Here is a 17,347-nt window from a genome sequence, read left to right as displayed (position 1 = left end):
CAGATCGTTGCCGCGCGCAAGGCGTCGCTGCTGCCCAATCTCTCGATCTCCTATTCCGAGCCGATCAAGTTCGTGCGCGGCGAAGGCGTCTGGCTGATCGACGACACCGGCCGCGCCTATCTCGATTGCTTCAACAATGTCTGCCACCTCGGCCATGCCCATCCCGATGTGGTCGAGGCGATCGCCAGGCAGGCGGCGAAACTCAACACCAACACGCGCTATCTGCACGACGCCATCGTCACTTACGCGGAACGGCTGACCGCGACGCTGCCTGCCGGCCTGTCGGTGGCGTCCTTCGCCTGTTCGGGCAGCGAGGCCAACAGCCTGATGCTGCGCATGGCGCGGATCCACACCGGCCGCAGCGAGGCGATCGTGCTCGACTGGGGCTATCACGGCACGACGCAGGAACTGATCGACCTCAGCCCCTACAAATACAAGCGCAAGGGCGGCAAGGGGCGCCCGCCGCATGTGTTCGAGGCGAGTGTTCCCGACAGCTACCATGCCCCGGCCGACTGGCCTGTTGACGAGCATGCAAAGCGCTTTGCCGAAAGCGTCGCCGAACAGATCGCCGATATGGCCAGAGAGGGTCGCGCGCCTGGCCTGTTCCTGGCGGAATCGATCCCCAGCGTTGCCGGCCAGGTGTTCCTGCCGGACGGCTATCTCGCGGAAGTCTACGCGATGGTGCGCGCCGCCGGCGGCATCTGCGCCGCCGACGAGGTGCAGGTCGGCTTTGGCCGCGTCGGCAGCCATTGGTGGGCTTTCGAGACGCAAGGGGTGACGCCCGACATCGTCACCATGGGCAAGCCGATCGGCAACGGCCATCCGATGGCGGCCTTGGTGACGACCACCGAGATCGCCGCCTCGTTCAACAACGGCATGGAGTATTTCAACACTTTCGGCGGCAATCCGGTGTCCTGCGCGGCCGGGCTTGCGGTGCTCGACGTCATCGAGCGGGACAACCTCAGGCGCAATGCGTTGGAGATCGGCGACTATCTCATAGCGCGGTTCAAGACCTTGCAGGCCCGCTACGACAGTATCGGCGACGTGCGCGGCCAGGGGCTCTTCCTCGGCATCGAATTGGTCGAGGACCGCAACAGCAAGGCGCCGGCGACCGCTCTTGCCCGACGCGTCAACGACGGGGTCAGGGCACGCGGCGTGCTGATCGGCACCGAAGGGCCGCACGACAATGTGCTGAAGATGCGCCCGCCGATGATCTTCAGCCGGGCCAATGCCGATCATCTGGTCGGCGTTCTCGACGAGACGCTGGCGGCGGTTCTGGCGGAAGGGACTTAGGGCAGATCCCGCAAGCCCAGGCGGCGCGCGGACGGATTCACGACAGCGATTTTCACGAACTCCCGGCGCTCCACGTGCCGGCGGCAGGAGAGGCTTTTGCCTCATCAAGGGAGGAAACAAATCATGAGACATGCAGTCATCACCGCGCTCGTGCTTGCATCGGCCACGCTGGCCGTTCCGGCGAAAGCGGACACATTCGACATCGTCAAGCAGAGGGGTTCGATCCTGTGCGGCGTCAGCCAGGGCGTTGCCGGTTTTTCGTCACCCGACGACCAAGGGAAATGGGGCGGCTTCGACATCGATTTCTGCCGCGCTGTCTCGGCCGCCGTTTTCGGCGACCCCGACAAGGTGAGCTATGTGGCGCTGTCGACCAAGGAACGCTTCACCGCCCTGCAGGCCGGCACCGTCGATATCCTGTCGCGGCAGTCGACGTGGACGCTGTCGCGTGACACCGGCATGGGCATCCACTTCGCCGGCACCGCCTATTATGACGGCCAGGGCTTCATGGTGCGCAAGGACCTCGGCGTCGACAGCGCGCTCAAGTTGTCGGGAGCCACGGTCTGCGCGGAGCAGGGCACGACCACGGAGCAGAATGTCGCCGACTATTTCACGGCCAACAAGATGAAGTACGAGGCGGTCGTCATCGATTCTGCCGACAGCATCATCAAGGCGTTCGATAGCGGCCGCTGCGACGTCTACACCACGGACGCATCGGCGCTTTATGCGCAGCGCCTGAAGCTGACCGACCCCACTGCCTTCACCGTGCTGCCCGAGATCATTTCGAAGGAACCGCTCGGCCCGGCCGTTCGCAAGGGCGACGATAAGTGGTTCGACATCGTGCGCTGGACGTTGTTCTCGCTGATCGAGGCGGAAGAGGAAGGCATCACCCAGGCCAATGCGGAAGCCTCGCTGAAGTCACAGAATCCGACGATCCGCCGCTTCCTCGGCGTCGACGGTGACAATGGCCAGCAGCTTGGGCTCGAGCCTGCCTTCGCCTACAACATCGTCGCCAAGGTCGGCAACTATGGCGAGATGTTCGAGCGCAATCTCGGTCAGTCCAGCCAGCTGAAAATAGCGCGCGGCATCAATGCGCTGTGGAACGCCGGCGGCCTGATGTACGCGCCACCGGCGCGCTGAGACCAGAAAGCGGAACGACCGACCGGAGTTGCCGAAGCGTGGTGCCCTTGGGCTCCCGCGCCCGGCGATGTCTAGCCTGTTAATCCGGCCTGTTAAAAAGAGGTGGTGATGTGCGGCCTCGCACGTTGCCACCTCTGTCGTTTGAAAGTGAATAAAAACGTTTTTATTTTGGTTGAAAACGTTTTTATGCGATGATACGAAGCCTGACATCAGGATGGAATCGTCCATGGCAGAGACCGAAAAATCCGACCGCCGAGAACTTTCGCCGACGATCAAGACGTTGGCGGCCCATACCGGTTATTCGATCGCCACCATTTCCAAGGCCCTGCGGGGATCGCCGGTCGTTGCGCAGCCCACAAGGGACGCTATCGTCGCCGCGGCGCGGGAACTGGGCTATCAGGCGAATGCGCGAGGCATGGCGCTGAGGACGGGCAAGACCTATCGGGCGGCGGCGCTGATGCCGATAACGTCCGCGGCCGGCTATGAATGGGACGGCGTCGAATACACGCAGATCCTCAGCGGCATAAGCCAGGCCCTGGAAGGCAGCGACTATCAACTCTCCGTACACGGCTTCCGGGATTTCGGCGACGCCTTTGACACAGCCCGCCGCATCGTCGATCAGAGCGCGGCCGACGGCCTGATCTTTTCCGGCGTGCAGGCCGACGATCCTCGTATCGACATGCTGGTCGAAAGCGATTTCCCATTCGTGTCGCTCGGCCGGTGTCGCAAGCCCCTCATCTACGCCCATGTCGATGTCGACAATGAGTGGGCGGCGTTCACCGCCACGGCGCGGCTGATCGCGGGCGGACATAGACGTATCGCCCTGATCAACGCCGATCGCCGTCTTTCCTACGCCCTCGACAGGATTGACGGATTTTCGCGCGCCTTTAACGAGGCGGGGCTTGCCGCATCGACGGACCTTGTGGCTGGCGGCGATCTGTCCACCCGCTTCGGCCGTGATGCCGCGCTCAGGCTTCTTGGCTTGCCCAGTCCGCCCACGGCCCTGGTGTGCATCAACGAATCCACCACCCTGGGCGTCCTGTCGGCGCTCGGCAGCCTTGACCGGCGCGTCGGGGTGGATGTCGACGTCATCGCCTATGACGACATCAACGTCAGCGCCTACTTCACCCCCCCGATCACGACGTTCTACCAGCCAATCGAACTTCTCGGCCGCAAGCTGGGCGAGTTCCTGCTGCGGCGCATGGCGGGCGAGGACCCGGCCAAGCTCGCCATGGTCTCGAGACCCGAGCTCATTGGCCGGCAGCCGGACAATCTCGGCGGGCGAAACCGCCGCTAATCATCAAAATGGGAGGAAGAGCATGAAGAAGATCTTGATCGGACTTGCGCTGGCGCTGTTGACGGCCGGCGCTGCCAGCGCCGCCGACCTTGGCGGCAAGCTGCTGAAGGTGGGTTCCGACACCACTTCGCCGCCGATGGAAAGCGTCGACACGGCGACCGGCCAGATCGTCGGCTTCGACGTCGATGTGATCAAGGCGGTCTGCGGCAAGATCAACTGCAAGGCTGAATTCGTCACCACCGGCTGGGACGGCATCTTCGCGGCTCTCGACCAAGGCAGTTTCGACCTGGTCGCCTCCGGCGTGTCCATCACCGATGAACGCAAGAAGGCCATGGATTTCTCGGACCCCTACATCGTCAACAGCCAGGCTGTCCTCATGCGCGTGGAAGACGAGGGCTTGTCCCTCGATGACTTCAAGGCAAAAGGCAAGAAGCTCTCGGCGCAGGCCAACACCACCGACGCACAGGTCGCCGAAAGCATCGTCGGCAAGGACAATGTGGTCGCGTATGACAGTTTCGCGGCCTCCGTCATCGCGCTGAAGAACAAGGACGTGGACGGCGTTGTAATCAACGGCGCCAATGCCGCCGCGTATGAAAAGGAATTTGCGGGTGAGCTGGTCGTGCCGATCCGGGATCTCCAGTCCGATCCGCTGGGGCTGGTCTTCCGCAAGGGCGACGAGAATGTCGCCGCCTTCAATGAAGGGTTGAAGGCGATCAAAGCCGACGGCAGCCTCGACGTGCTGATCGCCAAATACTGGGGCGCTAAATAGCTGCTTGAAAGGCTCCGGCGCCTGGCGCCGGAGCTGTCGTTGGGGGAGGACGGGACCGGATGCAGTTTCTGATGCGCCTGCGGCCGAGCAATCTGATCATCGTCGCGGCATTGCCGTTCATCGTCTATCTCTTTGCTTCGTCGGCAAACTACCAGCGCTCGCTTCGCGCCATCCTCGGCGTGGAGAACGGCTCGTCGGCCTTCGTGCCCGGCTTCCTGACGCTGGCTGTCGCCTTTTCCGCCGGCCTTGCCGTGTTCGTGTTCTCGCGCGCTTCGTCCAGATCGCCTCATCTTGCGACGATTGCCGCCGGGATCAATCTTGCCGCCGCCGTGCTGCTTGCGACAACCGGCCTGGTCTATCCCTTTATGGCATCGGTCGTGGCGAACGCTGTCGATCCGTTCACCTCCGATCTGGTGGTTCAGGGCGTTACGCCGCGGCGATTGACGGATGCCGCCGACCTCATGGTGCGCGGCCAGGCCACGCTCCTGTCGCGAGCCTATCTCGGCCTGACGGTCGTGATCCTCGGTGCGTTCTTCATCGTCGCCCGCAATGGGACCGGCAACGCGACATACCGTTTTACCCGCCTCGTGTTGGCGGCGGTGAACGGCGCCGGGTTGGTCTTCATCCTGCTTTTCGCGCATATCGCATTCGCGGCGGGTGTTGCCACGACGATCCGCGCGGCCGTCGCGGCCTACATGCTGGCGGCAATGATGGGGTTGCTCTGGGTTGGGCTCCTCAAGCTCAAATACAGCTGGCGGGCGGACCTGATCTGCATCGTGGCAACCATCTTCATGATCTGCGCCGCCGCGTGGTTCCTGCTTCAGCCGCGCGAAAGCTTCGTGCTCGCGGGTTCTCTCGCTGGGAAGGTCGCGGTCACGCCCGGCACGCCGTCCGGCATACTTGACGCCATCCGCTACGGGCAATTTCCCGGCGGCCCCGACAGCGAGGTGCCGCTGCGCACCTTTCGCGGCGCGCCGGAAGCGATCGATGCGATCGGCAAGATCCCCGGTGTCAGCGCAGCGCTTGTCCCGGCGGCAATAGCGCCGGCCAGCTTGCCGGTGCTGTGGCAGACGGAGGCGTTGAACGATCGCGACAGGGCGTTCGGCATCACGTTCGCCGCGCTGGCGATCGTGCTTGGCCTGCTGACCTTCGGCGGCCATATCCACCGCAGGCATCCGCTCTCGATCGGGTCGGAGTTCATTGTCGATACGATCCGCGGCATCCCGATGCTGGTTATCGTGCTCTATGTCGGCCTGCCGCTCGCCGGAGCGCTCAAGGATGCGACCCAGGGCGTGGTCGATCCGCCGAACCTGGTGCGCGGCATTGCCGCCATGGCGCTCGCCTATTCGGCCTATCTGGCCGAGATATTCCGTTCCGGCATCAATGCAATCCCCGCCGGCCAGATCGAGGCCGCGCACAGCCTTGGTCTGAACGGCTGGCGTACCGCCCGGCTGGTCGTGTTGCCGCAGGCTTTCCGCATCATCATCCCGCCGCTCGGCAACGAACTTATCGCAATCCTCAAGGACACGTCGCTGCTGTCGATCCTGTCGATCCGCGACATCACGCAGCGTATGCGAGAATTCCAGTCGGCAAGTTTCCTGCCGTTCGCGCCCTACAACTCAGCCGCCATCTTCTACATTTTCCTGACGCTGGCCGCGGCAAGCCTCGTCAGTACCATCGAGAGAAAATATGACATCAAGCATCGATAACGCGCGCCGGACCCTCGAAGCCCGCGCCTCCGGACTGGTCTTTCCGCACGGCTTCGTGTTCGGCGCCGCGACGGCGGCCTATCAGATAGAGGGCGCGCCTGACGCGGATGGCAAAGGCGAAAGCATCTGGGACCGGTTCTGCTGCGTTCCCGGCGTGATCGTGGACGGTTCGAACGGTGATGTCGCCTGTGACCATTATCATCGCTGGAAGGAGGATATCGCCCTGCTCAAGGCGCTCGGCCTTGGTGCGTATCGCTTTTCCCTCGCATGGACACGGCTTCTTCCGGAAGGTCTTGGTGAGGCCAACGCTAGGGGTATCGCCTTCTACGACCGGCTGATCGACGACCTGCTTGAAGCCGGTATCGAGCCCTATGCAACGCTCTATCACTGGGATCTTCCGCAGGCGCTGCAAGACCGTGGCGGCTGGTACAGCCGCGAAACGGCCATCGCCTTTGCCGATTATGCCCGGCTTGCCGCCCGCAGCTTCGGTGATCGCGTCAAGAGATGGACGACGCTCAACGAGCCCTGGACGTTCTGCTGGTCGGGACACGCGACCGGTGAGGATGCGCCGGGATTGCGGGACGGCGTGAAAGGCGGCGTGACCGCCAGCCATCATGCGCTGCTGGGACACGGCCTGGCTGTTCCGGCCATCCGGGCCGAGGTGGCGGACGCTTGCGTCGGCATCGTGTTCGATCTCAATGTCGCGGAGGCCGCCACCGACGACCCGCGCGATGTCGCGGCGGCACGGCGCTTCGACGGCGCCCAGAACCGCTGGTTTCTCGATGCCGTCTTCAAGGGCGCATACCCGCAGGATATGCTGGCGCTCTACGGCGATCTGCTGCCGCCGATCCAGGCGCAGGACAACGAGATCATCGCCGCGCCGGTAGACTATCTGGGCATCAACATCTACCGCCGCTCGGTGATCGCGGCGGGTGATGAACTGGCGCCGCTCAGCTATCGGCGGGTGCAGCCAGAAGGCATCTATTCCGCGGTCGACTACGAGATCTGGCCTCGCTGCATGTATGATATCCTGCACTATGTGAATGACCGCTACGCACCGCCGGCGATCTACATTTCCGAGAACGGCGTCGCCACGATGCCGGAGACTGTTGGCGAAGACGGGTGTGTCTGGGACGATCTGCGCGCTGCGTACTACGTCGATCACCTCGAGCAGGTGGCCAAGGCGGCGGCCGAGGGTGTGCCGGTGCGCGGTTATTTCGCCTGGACGCTGACCGATAATTTCGAGTGGGCCTATGGCTATACCACGCCCTTCGGCATCACCCATGTCGATTTCGCCACACAGCAACGCCACATCAAATATTCCGGCGGCGTCTACGCCATGATCGCCCGGCAGGAGACCGCGCCCGTCGCGAAGAGCGCCTGAGTTGACCGGAGACGAGCAAGGCGACCGCACGGTCCTCATAACCGGCGCTGGCCGCGGCCTCGGCCGCGAACTGGCACGGCAATACGCCCAGGATGACTGGCGCGTGATCGCTTGCGGGCGCACCCCTCCGACCCAAGGGTTCGCAGGCAGAACCGAGTTCCAGCCACTCGATGTCGCCGATCCGGCTTCCATCTTCGCCCTTGCCACGCGTCTCGCCGGCAGGCCGCTGGATGTGCTTGTCAACAACGCCGCCATCCGCAGCGAAATCAGTGGCCTGCACGATTTCGCCCCGGACGAATTCCTGAAGGTTATGCGGACGAACACGCTTGGCCCACTGTTGCTGGCGAGGGCACTGCGTCCGAACCTGGTTGAGGGGCGCATGCGGATCATCGCCAACATCGGCAGCCGCGCCGGTTCGATGGCGGAGGGGCTGCTCGACGACTACGATGACGATTATGCCTACCGCTGCTCAAAGGCTGCGCTCAACATGGTGGGCGCCCAGCTGGCGCAGGATTTGCGCGTCGACAGGATAACTGTGCTGTCGCTGCATCCGGGCTGGATGAAGACGGATATGGGTGGCGAACAGGCGGTCCTGGCGGTCGAGGACAGCGCGCGGGGCCTGCGCACGGTCATCGACGACGCAACACTTGAGGGTAGCGGCTCCTTCCGAACTTTCGATGGCATGCATATCCGATGGTAGCCGCACGGCACATCCGCAGTGTTCGCCGGCGTCATACAGGGTTCATCGTGCGGACATAGCGTCTTTTCTCAGTTCTTTGCTGCGATGCAATAGGAGTGGGACATGGTGGATATAGTTTCTAGCGAGGCGGGCATTCCGAGACCGGATCATCCGCTGGATCAATCGGGCAGCGCGAAGTGGTTCCTGCCGGCCTTCGGCGTGCTGGTGCTCGTCGGCATTGTCTATGTCGGCTACGCGCTCAGCCAGGACCTTGCGGTGGCCAAGACCGTGCCGTGGATACTGCTTGGCATCGCTTTGCTGATCGCGCTCGGCTTCGAGTTCGTCAACGGCTTCCATGACACCGCCAATGCGGTGGCGACGGTGATCTACACACGATCGATGCCGGCCGAATTCGCCGTCATGTGGTCGGGCGCCTTCAATTTCCTCGGGGTGCTCACCTCGAGTGGCGCGGTCGCCTTCGGCATCCTGTCGCTGCTGCCGGTGGAGCTGATCCTGCAGGTCGGCTCCTCCTCCGGCTTTGCTATGGTGTTCGCGCTGCTCGTTGCCGCGATCTTGTGGAATCTCGGCACCTGGTTCCTCGGCCTGCCGGCGTCGAGCTCGCACACGATGGTCGGCTCGATCATCGGCGTGGGTCTCGCCAACCAGTTCATGGCGCCAGCCGGCAGCGCCACCAGCGGCGTCGACTGGTCGCAGGCGACCAATGTCGGCGTGACCTTGCTGGTGTCGCCGATCATCGGCTTTTTCGCCGCCGCGATCCTGCTCTATGCAATGAAGCTTCTCATCCGCAATCCGGCGCTTTACGAAGCCCCGAAAGGCAACGCCCCGCCGCCCTGGTGGATCCGCGCCCTGCTGATCTTCACCTGCACCGGCGTCAGCTTTGCGCACGGCTCCAATGACGGACAGAAAGGCATGGGCCTGATCATGCTGATCCTGATCGGTGTCGTGCCGACGGCCTATGCGCTGAACCGCACCCCCGACATCAACTATCTCGAAGCCTACAAGTCGGCGTCGGTCAGCGTCGAAACGGCGCTGGGGAAATATGCCAAGCCAGGTATCACCGTCACTGATGCCAAGGCAGCTGTCCAGGACGCCGTGCGCACCAGGACCTGGAGCGATCAGACGACGGTTGCACTGCAGACCTACATCCACAACACGACGGCGGGCCTGCAGCCCTACGCCTCGGTCGACAACGTGCCGACCGATCTGGTCAGCAACGCGCGCAACGACATCTATCTGATCGGCGAGGCGCTGAAGCTGATCGACAAGAAGCAGTTGCTGCCGATGGAGGCCGCCGACCTGAAAGCGGTCACCGACTATCACAAGGCTGTCGACAACGCGACGAAGTTCATCCCGATCTGGGTGAAAGTCGCCGTTGCGCTGGCGCTCGGCCTCGGCACGATGGTTGGCTGGAAACGCATTGTCGTCACGGTCGGCGAGAAGATCGGCAAGAGCCATCTGACCTATGGCCAGGGTGCGGCGGCCGAACTCGTGGCGATGGTGACCATCGGCATGGCCGACCGGCTGGGGCTGCCGGTGTCGACAACCCATGTGCTGTCGTCGGGTGTCGCCGGAACGATGGCGGCGAACGGTTCGGGGCTGCAATGGGCGACGGTGCGCAATTTGCTGCTTGCCTGGGTGCTGACGCTGCCGTGCTCGATCACCCTCGCCTTCGTGTTGTTCATCATCTTCCGCCAGGTGTTCTGAGAGACCGTTTGGAAACTCTACTCTGGCGGCCATTTGGTGGCGTTTTCTGCGCTTCCGGTGCTCACGGACCAATGTCCGCTGCGCTCCGGTTCTCGAAACCACCACCAAATGACTCGCCAGAGCGAGTTTCGAAACAGTCTCTGAACACAGTCACGCATGGACATGGAAACGGCGCCGGGTTCGGCGCCGTTTTCGTTTGGGGCCTAGCTCGTTCCGGGCTGTGTTTGACCTCTTGTCATTCAAGGCAATGCCTTCAGGCATATTCCTATGCGCTGAAGGCATTGGCCGGTGTGAGCTGTGGGTTTTGCCGATGGCCTTCGTCCGGCCAACGCCCCGGCGAAGATCTCAGGTCGGATCTTCGCGATGCAGATCGTGGATGGCGACGCCGTCGACATTGGTCGGCATGGTCAGCCACTGGCGATGGCGCAAGGTGCGCTGCGTGTCCTCAAGCCCTGTATGCCAATGCTCGCGCATCGAGGTGCCTGAGAACTCATAGTCCTTGGCGTGACCCTCATAGCCTTTGTGCTGGTAGATCAGATGCACGATGTTGACAATGCCGGCGTCCGAATAGTCCTCGATCAGCGCTTCCTCGGCCGGCGTCCGCAACTCCTTCGGCACCCGTTTCAGCGCATCGAGCAGGCGCATCTTGAGGCCATGGATGCGTTTGAAATTGTCGGTGTTCTGCCGCGTGCGGCTCGAATACATGATGTCCTTGTGGCGGGACAACACGTCCGGCATGCTGCGCGGCAGCACGCCGCGCGCGCTGAACAGGTCGACCTGGAAGACCAGCGAAGAACGGTCCTCTTCCTGGTCGAGCAGATACTGCAGCGGCGTGTTGGAGACGATGCCGCCGTCCCAGTAATATTCGCCTTCGATGCGGATCGACGGGAAGGCGGGCGGCAGCGCGCCGCTGGCCATGATGTGCTCAGGTTCGATGCGGACCTTGTCGGTGTCGAAATAGACGAAGTTGCCGGTCCGAACATTGACCGCGCCGACGCTCAGCCGCTTCTTGCCGTCGTTCAAGATGTCGAAGTCGATCAGGCTTTCCAGCGTCTCCTTCAATTCGGCTGTGTCGTAGAAGCTGGTGGCGCCCTCGGCGCCCGATTGCTCGATCCACGGATTGGGGTTGCGCGGCTTGAAGAAGCCGGGCTGCCCCATGACCATGGTCATCCACGAACTGGTGCGGTTGCGGATGTCGCGATAGATGTCGCCTTCGGGCGTGTAGGCCCAGATCTTGCGGCCCGAAATCGTCTGCCAGAATTGCTCGAGCCGCTGCAGGCGCCGGCTTGATTCATTGCCGGCGATGATCGCCGCATTGATGGCGCCGATCGACACGCCGGAAAGCCAACTCGGCTCGCAGCCGGCGTCGGCCAGCGCCTGGTAGACACCGGCCTGATAGGCGCCGAGCGCGCCGCCACCCTGAAACACCAGCGCGATGCGGTCATACTGCGCCGAGATTTCCGCGATGGTGGCGGTGGCCTCCTTCTTGCGATTGCGTTCAAGCACGGCTTTGGTCTCCGACTTTGTTTGGGCACGATCTCTAGCGAAAACCGGTTCCCGCTTTTCGGGATCATGTCTGAATGGCTGATGCGCTCAGGTGCGGTCGGCGAGATAGTCGTGAACCACTTCGCCCAGCCCAAGCGTCAGGTCGGCGGTGAAGTGGACTGATGACACGATGTCGAGCACCGGCAACCGCGCCACGTCGGCCATGACGTGCGGCCGTAAATCGAGCGCGGCGGGCGCCGTCCAGGCTTCCTTCAGCGTGATGTCGGTGAGGTGGTAGCGGACCAGCTCGCAGATACGCGGCGTGCCGTCGACATGCGGGATGATCTTGATCAGGAAATTGGGCGCCGGCAGCGAAGCGAGGACAGAGCCGTGATCGGCGGCCTTGTGCTTGTAACCCATCGTGCCGGTGGCGCACAAAACGCTGCCATAGTGCAGCGTGCCGACGATCACCTCGCCTTCATGGACGATCTTGGGGTTGGCGAGCTTCTTGGGAAAGCCCCACAGTTCGCGACCGCCGGCGATCGGCGCGTCGTCGTCAAGATACATTGAATGGACGTAGGCGCCGTGCTGCCCCTTGTAGCGCACCGGGATGACCTGGCCGGTCTCGGTGTAGTCGCCGAAGCCGGTCGAATCCGGCATGCGGATGAATTCGTACTTGACCAGCGGCTCGTCGATTTCCAGCGGCTCCGGCACGACAGCCTCGAGCGCCTCGCGCGTCGTGCGGTAGGTGATGATGACATATTCGCGGTTGAAGAAACGGTACGGCCCGGGCGGGAAGGAGGGGTTGGTCAGCGGCATCGCATAGGCGCGCTTCACGACATCGGCGATCTGCAAGGCGGGTGCCCCATCGGTTCAGGAATGACTGCGCGAATGCGCTCCGGATTATGTTGCACGGCACCATGACAGTGCCGTGTCAGCCGCCTGACAGGCCCGTCGACGCCGTCGCAACACTGTAATCGCACCGACATATGACCGTGGCAGTGTCATGGTGCGGCGCACAAGCCGCCACGTTCATTCCCTCCCACCTCCTGCGAGATCATCATGGGTTTCCTGTCTTCAAAGAACGCGCTCGTCACCGGCTCGACCAGTGGCATTGGCCTGGCCATCGCCCGCGCCTTTGCCGCCGAAGGCGCCAACGTCACCATCAACGGTCTCGGCGACGCGGCTGCCATCGAGCAGGAGCGGGCCGGCATCGAGAAGGATTTCGGCGTCAAGTGCCGTTACTCCGATGCCAACATGATGGACGGCGCGGCGGTGAGCGCCATGGTGCATGAGGCTGAGGCAGCGTTCGGCAGTCTCGACATCCTGGTCAACAATGCCGGCATCCAGCATGTCGCGCCGATCGAGGAGTTTCCGGACGATAAGTGGGAAGCCATCATCCGCATCAACCTGCTCGCGGCGTTCTACGCCATCAAGGCTGCACTCCCCGCCATGAAGGCGCGCAAATGGGGCCGCATCATCAACACGGCTTCAGCGCATGCGCTGGTCGCCTCGCCGTTCAAGTCCGCCTATGTGTCGGCCAAGCACGGCATATCAGGCCTGACCAAGACGGTGGCGCTGGAAGCGGCGCTCGACGGCGTCACCGTCAACGCGATCGCGCCAGGCTATGTCTGGACGCCACTGGTCGAAAGGCAGATCCCGGACACGATGAAGGCGCGCGGCATGACCGAGGAACAGGTCAAGCATGACGTGCTGCTCGCCGCACAGCCGACCAAGGAATTCGTTACCGTCGACGAGCTTGCGGCGCTGACGCTGTTCCTGTGCTCGGACTCAGCCAAGCAGATCACCGGCACGACCCTGCCGATGGACGGCGGCTGGACGGCACAGTAAAGCGGAGTCGAGGCGTTTCGTTTGCCGGCTGATGTCGCGCCGCGCCAGCAAGAAGGCATTCCGAGTAGGGTCATGAAAATCATCCAGGTCTCCGATCCGCATCTGATGACACCGGGCGGTCTTCTGTACGGTTCCGATCCGCTCTCCAGGCTGGACGCCTGCCTTGCCGACATAAGCCGCAACCATGCCGATGCCGAATTGGTGGTGATTTCCGGCGACTTGACCAATGACGGCGAACGGGCCGCCTACGTTGCGCTGAAGGAAAGACTGGCGGGGTTCGTTCCGCCTTGCCGACTGATGCTCGGCAATCATGACGACCGGGCGCTGTTTGTCGAGATGTTCCCGGAAGCTGCCACCGAGCGCGGTTTCGTCCAGAGCGTTGTCGAGACAAGCGAGGGTCGCCTGATCCTGCTCGACACGCTGGACAGCGGCCATGTCGAGGGCAGGCTTTGCGACGCGCGCCTGCGCTGGCTGGGCGAGAGACTGGAACAGGCGCGCGACTGGCCGGTCTTCCTGTTCATGCACCATCCGCCGTTCAGGATTCACATCCCCGAACTTGACCGGGTCATGCTCACTGACGCCGATGCGTTGCACGATGTCCTGCTGCGTCACGGCAATGTCCGTCATATCTTCGCCGGACATGTCCATCGGCTGATCGCCGGCAGTTGGCGCGGCATTCCCGTCAGCACGCTGCGCAGCACCAACCATCAGACCGCGCTCGATTTTTCGAACAGCTGGAGCCTTGGCCACGAGCCTCCCGCCTATGCCGTGATCTTGATCGATGCGGACGGGGTGGTCGTCCATTTCCACGATTTTCCCGTCGGTGTGGCGGAATAACACCCGTTACCCACGGCACCAGCTTCTCCGGTGCGATGGACGCGACTTCTCGCTGGCCAAAACTCATTGCTGGTGCTGGACGTCGCGCGCTGCCGTGTCTCTTGCGGCGAGGAAAGCGATGATCTCAGCGTCGATCGCATCCATGTTGGCCGCACGGAACTTCTCATGCGCGCCAGGCATGACGACCGTTTTCATAGTGGCCATGTCGGATGCCCAGCCCTTGTATTGCGCCACTGTCGTGGCGCCCCATTCGGAACTGGCGAGAATGAGGATATCGCAGGGATAGGACGAGGGCACGAATCCGGCCGCTGCCTGCAAGAGCGCGCTCTTGAACGCCTTCCTGCGCAGATGTCGCCCAAGGCGCGTCTGTCCCAGGCCTAACGCGCTGAGCCCATCGCGCAACAGGCGCCAGTAGGTCACCTTGCGGGCGATCTGGCGACGCCTGCTCTCGGTCATGCGATCGTCCGGCATCGGTTTCAGCCAGGCCGAGCCGGGCGAGGGCGGATCGATGAGCACGAGCGCCGGCCGCTTGCCGGTCGCTTCATGGCTCAGCCGGCCGACCTCGATCGCCAGCAGGCCACCTGCGCATATGCCGCCAATGATGTCGGGATGCTGGCCGGTCACCGAAGTGAGTGCTTCAAAGTAGTTGGAGCTGAATTCGGCCATGCTGGAATAGGGCGTCTCGCCGGGCTCGAGCCCCATGCCGCGCACGGCCATGACGGCGTATTTCTGCTTCAGTCGCTTGCCGAAACGATTGGCGAACAGGGCCGAGCCGGAAATGCCATGGATCATGGCGATCGGCTCATAGCCGACATTGCCCGACACCGGCACGATCAGTTGACGGGCAGGATGGACCGGCACCAGCGCTGCGATCAGCCGGCCGAACTCGCGCGGTGTCTGCGCCCCGAGCAGGACAGAGGTCTGCAACTTGACGCCGAACCGCTTCTGCACGGCTAGTACCAAAGTCTCGGCCGTCAGCGAGTCGCCGCCGAGATCGAAGAAGTTGTCGTCGAGCTGAACCGTCGGTATTTGCAGTTCCGCGGCGAAGATGCCGGCGATCGCATGCGCCGGGCCATCGCCCGGCAGCGCGGCGGGCCGCACCCATTGTTGAACGTTCATCGGAAAGCCCCTAACCGATGCCTCTATGCGCCTTTTACGCACTGACAGTCCAGCGAACAACCCCGGCTGCCTTGTGCCGGGAGAAGCGGCGTCAAATCGCCTGACTTCTATGGGGTTCATCCGGGCCTGCGGTGAACCGCTTGACTGCGCGACATCAGGCTTTGCCCAGCGCTTTTTCGCCCCCGCCCGGGCTGCCGGGAAAGTGCCCTAAATGCGCACGGATTTGGACATTAGTCTTGACAGAAATACAGATGTTCAATACCCGTCAAGCAATTGAACAAGCCTGCAATGTGGGAGGAATAAGCGGTATGGCTTCCAATGTTTCGTTGACGGGTCTTGCCCGCGATCTCGAGGAACGCGCCAAGTCGGGCAAGCCTATCCGCATCGGCCTGATCGGCTCCGGCGAGATGGGAACCGACATCGTCACCCGCGTCGCCCATATGTCAGGCATCGAGATCGGCGCCATTTCCGAACTGAACCTGCCCGCGGCCAGCAAGGCGGTCGATATCGCCTTCCAGGAAACCGGGCATGCGCGCGAAGTCTCGAACGCGTCGGCGATGACGGCGGCGATGGAGGCTGGCAAGGTGGCGGTCACCAATGATGCCAGCCTGGTCATCAACAATGATCTGATCGACGTCGTCATCGACGCCACCGGTGTTCCCGCCGTCGGCGCGGAGATCGGGCTGCGCGCCATGGAACATGGCAAGCACCTGGTGATGATGAATGTCGAGGCCGATGTCACCATCGGCGCCTATCTGAAGAGCGAGGCCGACCGGCTCGGCGTCACCTATTCGCTGGGCGCCGGCGATGAGCCGTCTTCCTGCATGGAGCTGATCGAGTTCGTCTCGGCCATGGGGCACCCGATCGTTGCTGCCGGCAAGGGCAAGAACAATCCGCTCAACATCGACGCCATTCCCCCCGACTATGAGGAGGAAGCCAAGCGCCGGCACATGAATGTGCGCATGCTGGTCGAATTCGTCGATGGCTCCAAGACCATGGTCGAGATGGCGGCGATCGCCAATGCCACCGGGCTGGTTCCCGACAAGGCCGGCATGCATGGCCCGGCGGCGACGCTTGGCGAGTTGTCCAAGGTGCTGGTGCCGCAGAAGGATGGCGGCGTGCTGTCGAAGGTTGGCGTTGTCGACTATTCGATCGGCAAGGGTGTCGCGCCCGGCGTCTTCGTCGTCGCCGACATGTCGCATCCGCGCATCTCGGAGCGCATGGAAGATCTGAAGATGGGCAAAGGCCCGTACTTCACCTTCCACCGTCCCTATCATCTGACCTCACTGGAGGTGCCGCTGACCTGCGCCCGCGTCGTGCTCTACGGCAAGGCCGACATGGTGCCGCTGGCGAAGCCCGTGGCAGAGGTCTGCGCGGTGGCCAAGAAGGACATGAAGCCGGGCGAGAAGCTCGATGCGATCGGCGAATATTGCTACCGCGCCTGGATCATGACGACGCCGGAGGCGCGCGCCGCCAAGGCCATTCCCTGCGGCCTGCTGCAGGGCGGCTCGGTCACCGCGCCGATCAAGAAGGGCGAGCTCATCACCTATGCGAATGCCGCTCCCGCAGCGGGCTCCAAGATCGCCGAACTGCGCGCGCGCCAGGACAAGCTCGTCTACGGGTCCGTGGGAGCGTGATCATGGCCGGAGCCAGCAAAGCCGTCACTGATAGTCGCGCCAATCTGCCCTTCGTCTATCGCCAGTACAGCGCCGAGCAGCTCAGGCAGGTGCTCTACAAGATGTACCTTATCCGCCGCTTCGAAGAAGGCGCGGAGGAGTGCTACACGCGCGGCCTCATCCACGGCACCATGCACCTGTCGATCGGCCAGGAAGCCAGCGCCATGGGCATCTGCATGCCGCTTGCCGAGGATGACCAGATCACCTCGACGCATCGCGGCCATGGCCACTGCATCGCCAAGGGCGCCGAGGTCAAGCGCATGTTCGCCGAGTTCTTCGGCAAGACCACCGGCTACTGCAAAGGCCGTGGCGGCTCGATGCACATCGCCGATGTCGGCAAGGGCAATCTCGGCGCCAACGGCATCGTCGGCGGCGGCATCCCGATC

The 17,347-nt window shown here is 63.1% G+C and carries 15 protein-coding genes; 12 read left to right on the top strand and 3 right to left on the bottom strand.

The features are described from left to right. The 8 genes from EN935_RS04675 to EN935_RS04640 all read left to right on the top strand — a co-directional run. Positions 1 to 1,293, top strand: a 1,293-nt coding sequence (locus EN935_RS04675; protein WP_245488858.1) for an aminotransferase class III-fold pyridoxal phosphate-dependent enzyme, incomplete at its 5' end; no start/stop codon positions are given. 123 nt (positions 1,294 to 1,416) lie between these two features. Then, complete coding sequence (locus EN935_RS04670) at positions 1,417 to 2,430, top strand: amino acid ABC transporter substrate-binding protein (protein ID WP_127263380.1); 1,014 nt, start codon at positions 1,417 to 1,419, stop codon at positions 2,428 to 2,430. 226 nt (positions 2,431 to 2,656) lie between these two features. Continuing rightward, on the top strand, positions 2,657 to 3,727 hold the full coding sequence (locus EN935_RS04665; RefSeq protein ID WP_127263382.1) for a LacI family transcriptional regulator: 1,071 nt from the start codon (positions 2,657 to 2,659) through the stop codon (positions 3,725 to 3,727). A gap of 22 nt (positions 3,728 to 3,749) precedes the next feature. Then, complete coding sequence (locus EN935_RS04660) at positions 3,750 to 4,496, top strand: transporter substrate-binding domain-containing protein (protein WP_127263384.1); 747 nt, start codon at positions 3,750 to 3,752, stop codon at positions 4,494 to 4,496. Positions 4,497 to 4,555: 59 nt separating this feature from the next. After that, complete coding sequence (locus EN935_RS04655; protein ID WP_127263386.1) at positions 4,556 to 6,205, top strand: amino acid ABC transporter permease; 1,650 nt, start codon at positions 4,556 to 4,558, stop codon at positions 6,203 to 6,205. Further along, the gene (locus tag EN935_RS04650; protein ID WP_127263388.1) at positions 6,186 to 7,589 is read left to right on the top strand and encodes a GH1 family beta-glucosidase; all 1,404 of its coding nucleotides are present in this window, start codon (positions 6,186 to 6,188) and stop codon (positions 7,587 to 7,589) included. The genes EN935_RS04655 and EN935_RS04650 overlap by 20 nt, the downstream gene beginning before the upstream one ends. 1 nt (position 7,590) lies before the next feature. Further along, positions 7,591 to 8,289: an SDR family oxidoreductase gene (locus tag EN935_RS04645; RefSeq protein WP_127263389.1), complete on the top strand. Its 699-nt coding sequence runs from the start codon at positions 7,591 to 7,593 to the stop codon at positions 8,287 to 8,289. Positions 8,290 to 8,391: 102 nt separating this feature from the next. After that, positions 8,392 to 9,993 (top strand): inorganic phosphate transporter, encoded by a 1,602-nt coding sequence (locus tag EN935_RS04640; protein WP_109665268.1) that lies wholly within the window; start codon positions 8,392 to 8,394, stop codon positions 9,991 to 9,993. Between the two features lie 345 nt (positions 9,994 to 10,338). Here the strand turns inward: EN935_RS04640 and EN935_RS04635 are convergent, their stop codons facing one another. Both EN935_RS04635 and EN935_RS04630 read right to left on the bottom strand, forming a co-directional pair. After that, positions 10,339 to 11,499 (bottom strand): patatin-like phospholipase family protein, encoded by a 1,161-nt coding sequence (locus tag EN935_RS04635; RefSeq protein ID WP_127265387.1) that lies wholly within the window; start codon positions 11,497 to 11,499, stop codon positions 10,339 to 10,341. An 87-nt stretch (positions 11,500 to 11,586) separates the two neighbouring features. Beyond that, positions 11,587 to 12,333: an acetoacetate decarboxylase gene (locus EN935_RS04630; RefSeq protein WP_127265388.1), complete on the bottom strand. Its 747-nt coding sequence runs from the start codon at positions 12,331 to 12,333 to the stop codon at positions 11,587 to 11,589. Positions 12,334 to 12,540: 207 nt separating this feature from the next. On the opposite strand from EN935_RS04630, the gene EN935_RS04625 reads away from it, so the two are divergent. Next, positions 12,541 to 13,329: a 3-hydroxybutyrate dehydrogenase gene (locus EN935_RS04625; protein ID WP_127265389.1), complete on the top strand. Its 789-nt coding sequence runs from the start codon at positions 12,541 to 12,543 to the stop codon at positions 13,327 to 13,329. A 72-nt stretch (positions 13,330 to 13,401) separates the two neighbouring features. Then, positions 13,402 to 14,166, top strand: a complete 765-nt coding sequence (locus EN935_RS04620) for a phosphodiesterase (RefSeq protein ID WP_127265390.1) — start codon at positions 13,402 to 13,404, stop codon at positions 14,164 to 14,166. Positions 14,167 to 14,229: 63 nt separating this feature from the next. Here EN935_RS04620 and EN935_RS04615 read toward each other — a convergent pair whose 3' ends face one another. Beyond that, complete coding sequence (locus tag EN935_RS04615) at positions 14,230 to 15,285, bottom strand: acyl carrier protein (protein ID WP_127265391.1); 1,056 nt, start codon at positions 15,283 to 15,285, stop codon at positions 14,230 to 14,232. A gap of 308 nt (positions 15,286 to 15,593) precedes the next feature. On the opposite strand from EN935_RS04615, the gene EN935_RS04610 reads away from it, so the two are divergent. After that, positions 15,594 to 16,922, top strand: coding sequence for an NAD(P)H-dependent oxidoreductase (locus tag EN935_RS04610; protein WP_127265392.1), 1,329 nt, complete (start codon positions 15,594 to 15,596; stop codon positions 16,920 to 16,922). Positions 16,923 to 16,924: 2 nt separating this feature from the next. Beyond that, on the top strand, positions 16,925 to 17,347 hold a 423-nt coding region (locus EN935_RS04605), incomplete at its 3' end, for a thiamine pyrophosphate-dependent enzyme (protein WP_245488856.1).

Origin of the sequence: Mesorhizobium sp. M7D.F.Ca.US.004.03.1.1, assembly GCF_003998635.1 — a bacterium.
Classification (GTDB): Bacteria; Pseudomonadota; Alphaproteobacteria; order Rhizobiales; family Rhizobiaceae; genus Mesorhizobium; species Mesorhizobium loti.
Note: the sequence above shows the minus strand (reverse complement) of the source record. Positions and strands in the feature narration are given on the sequence as shown.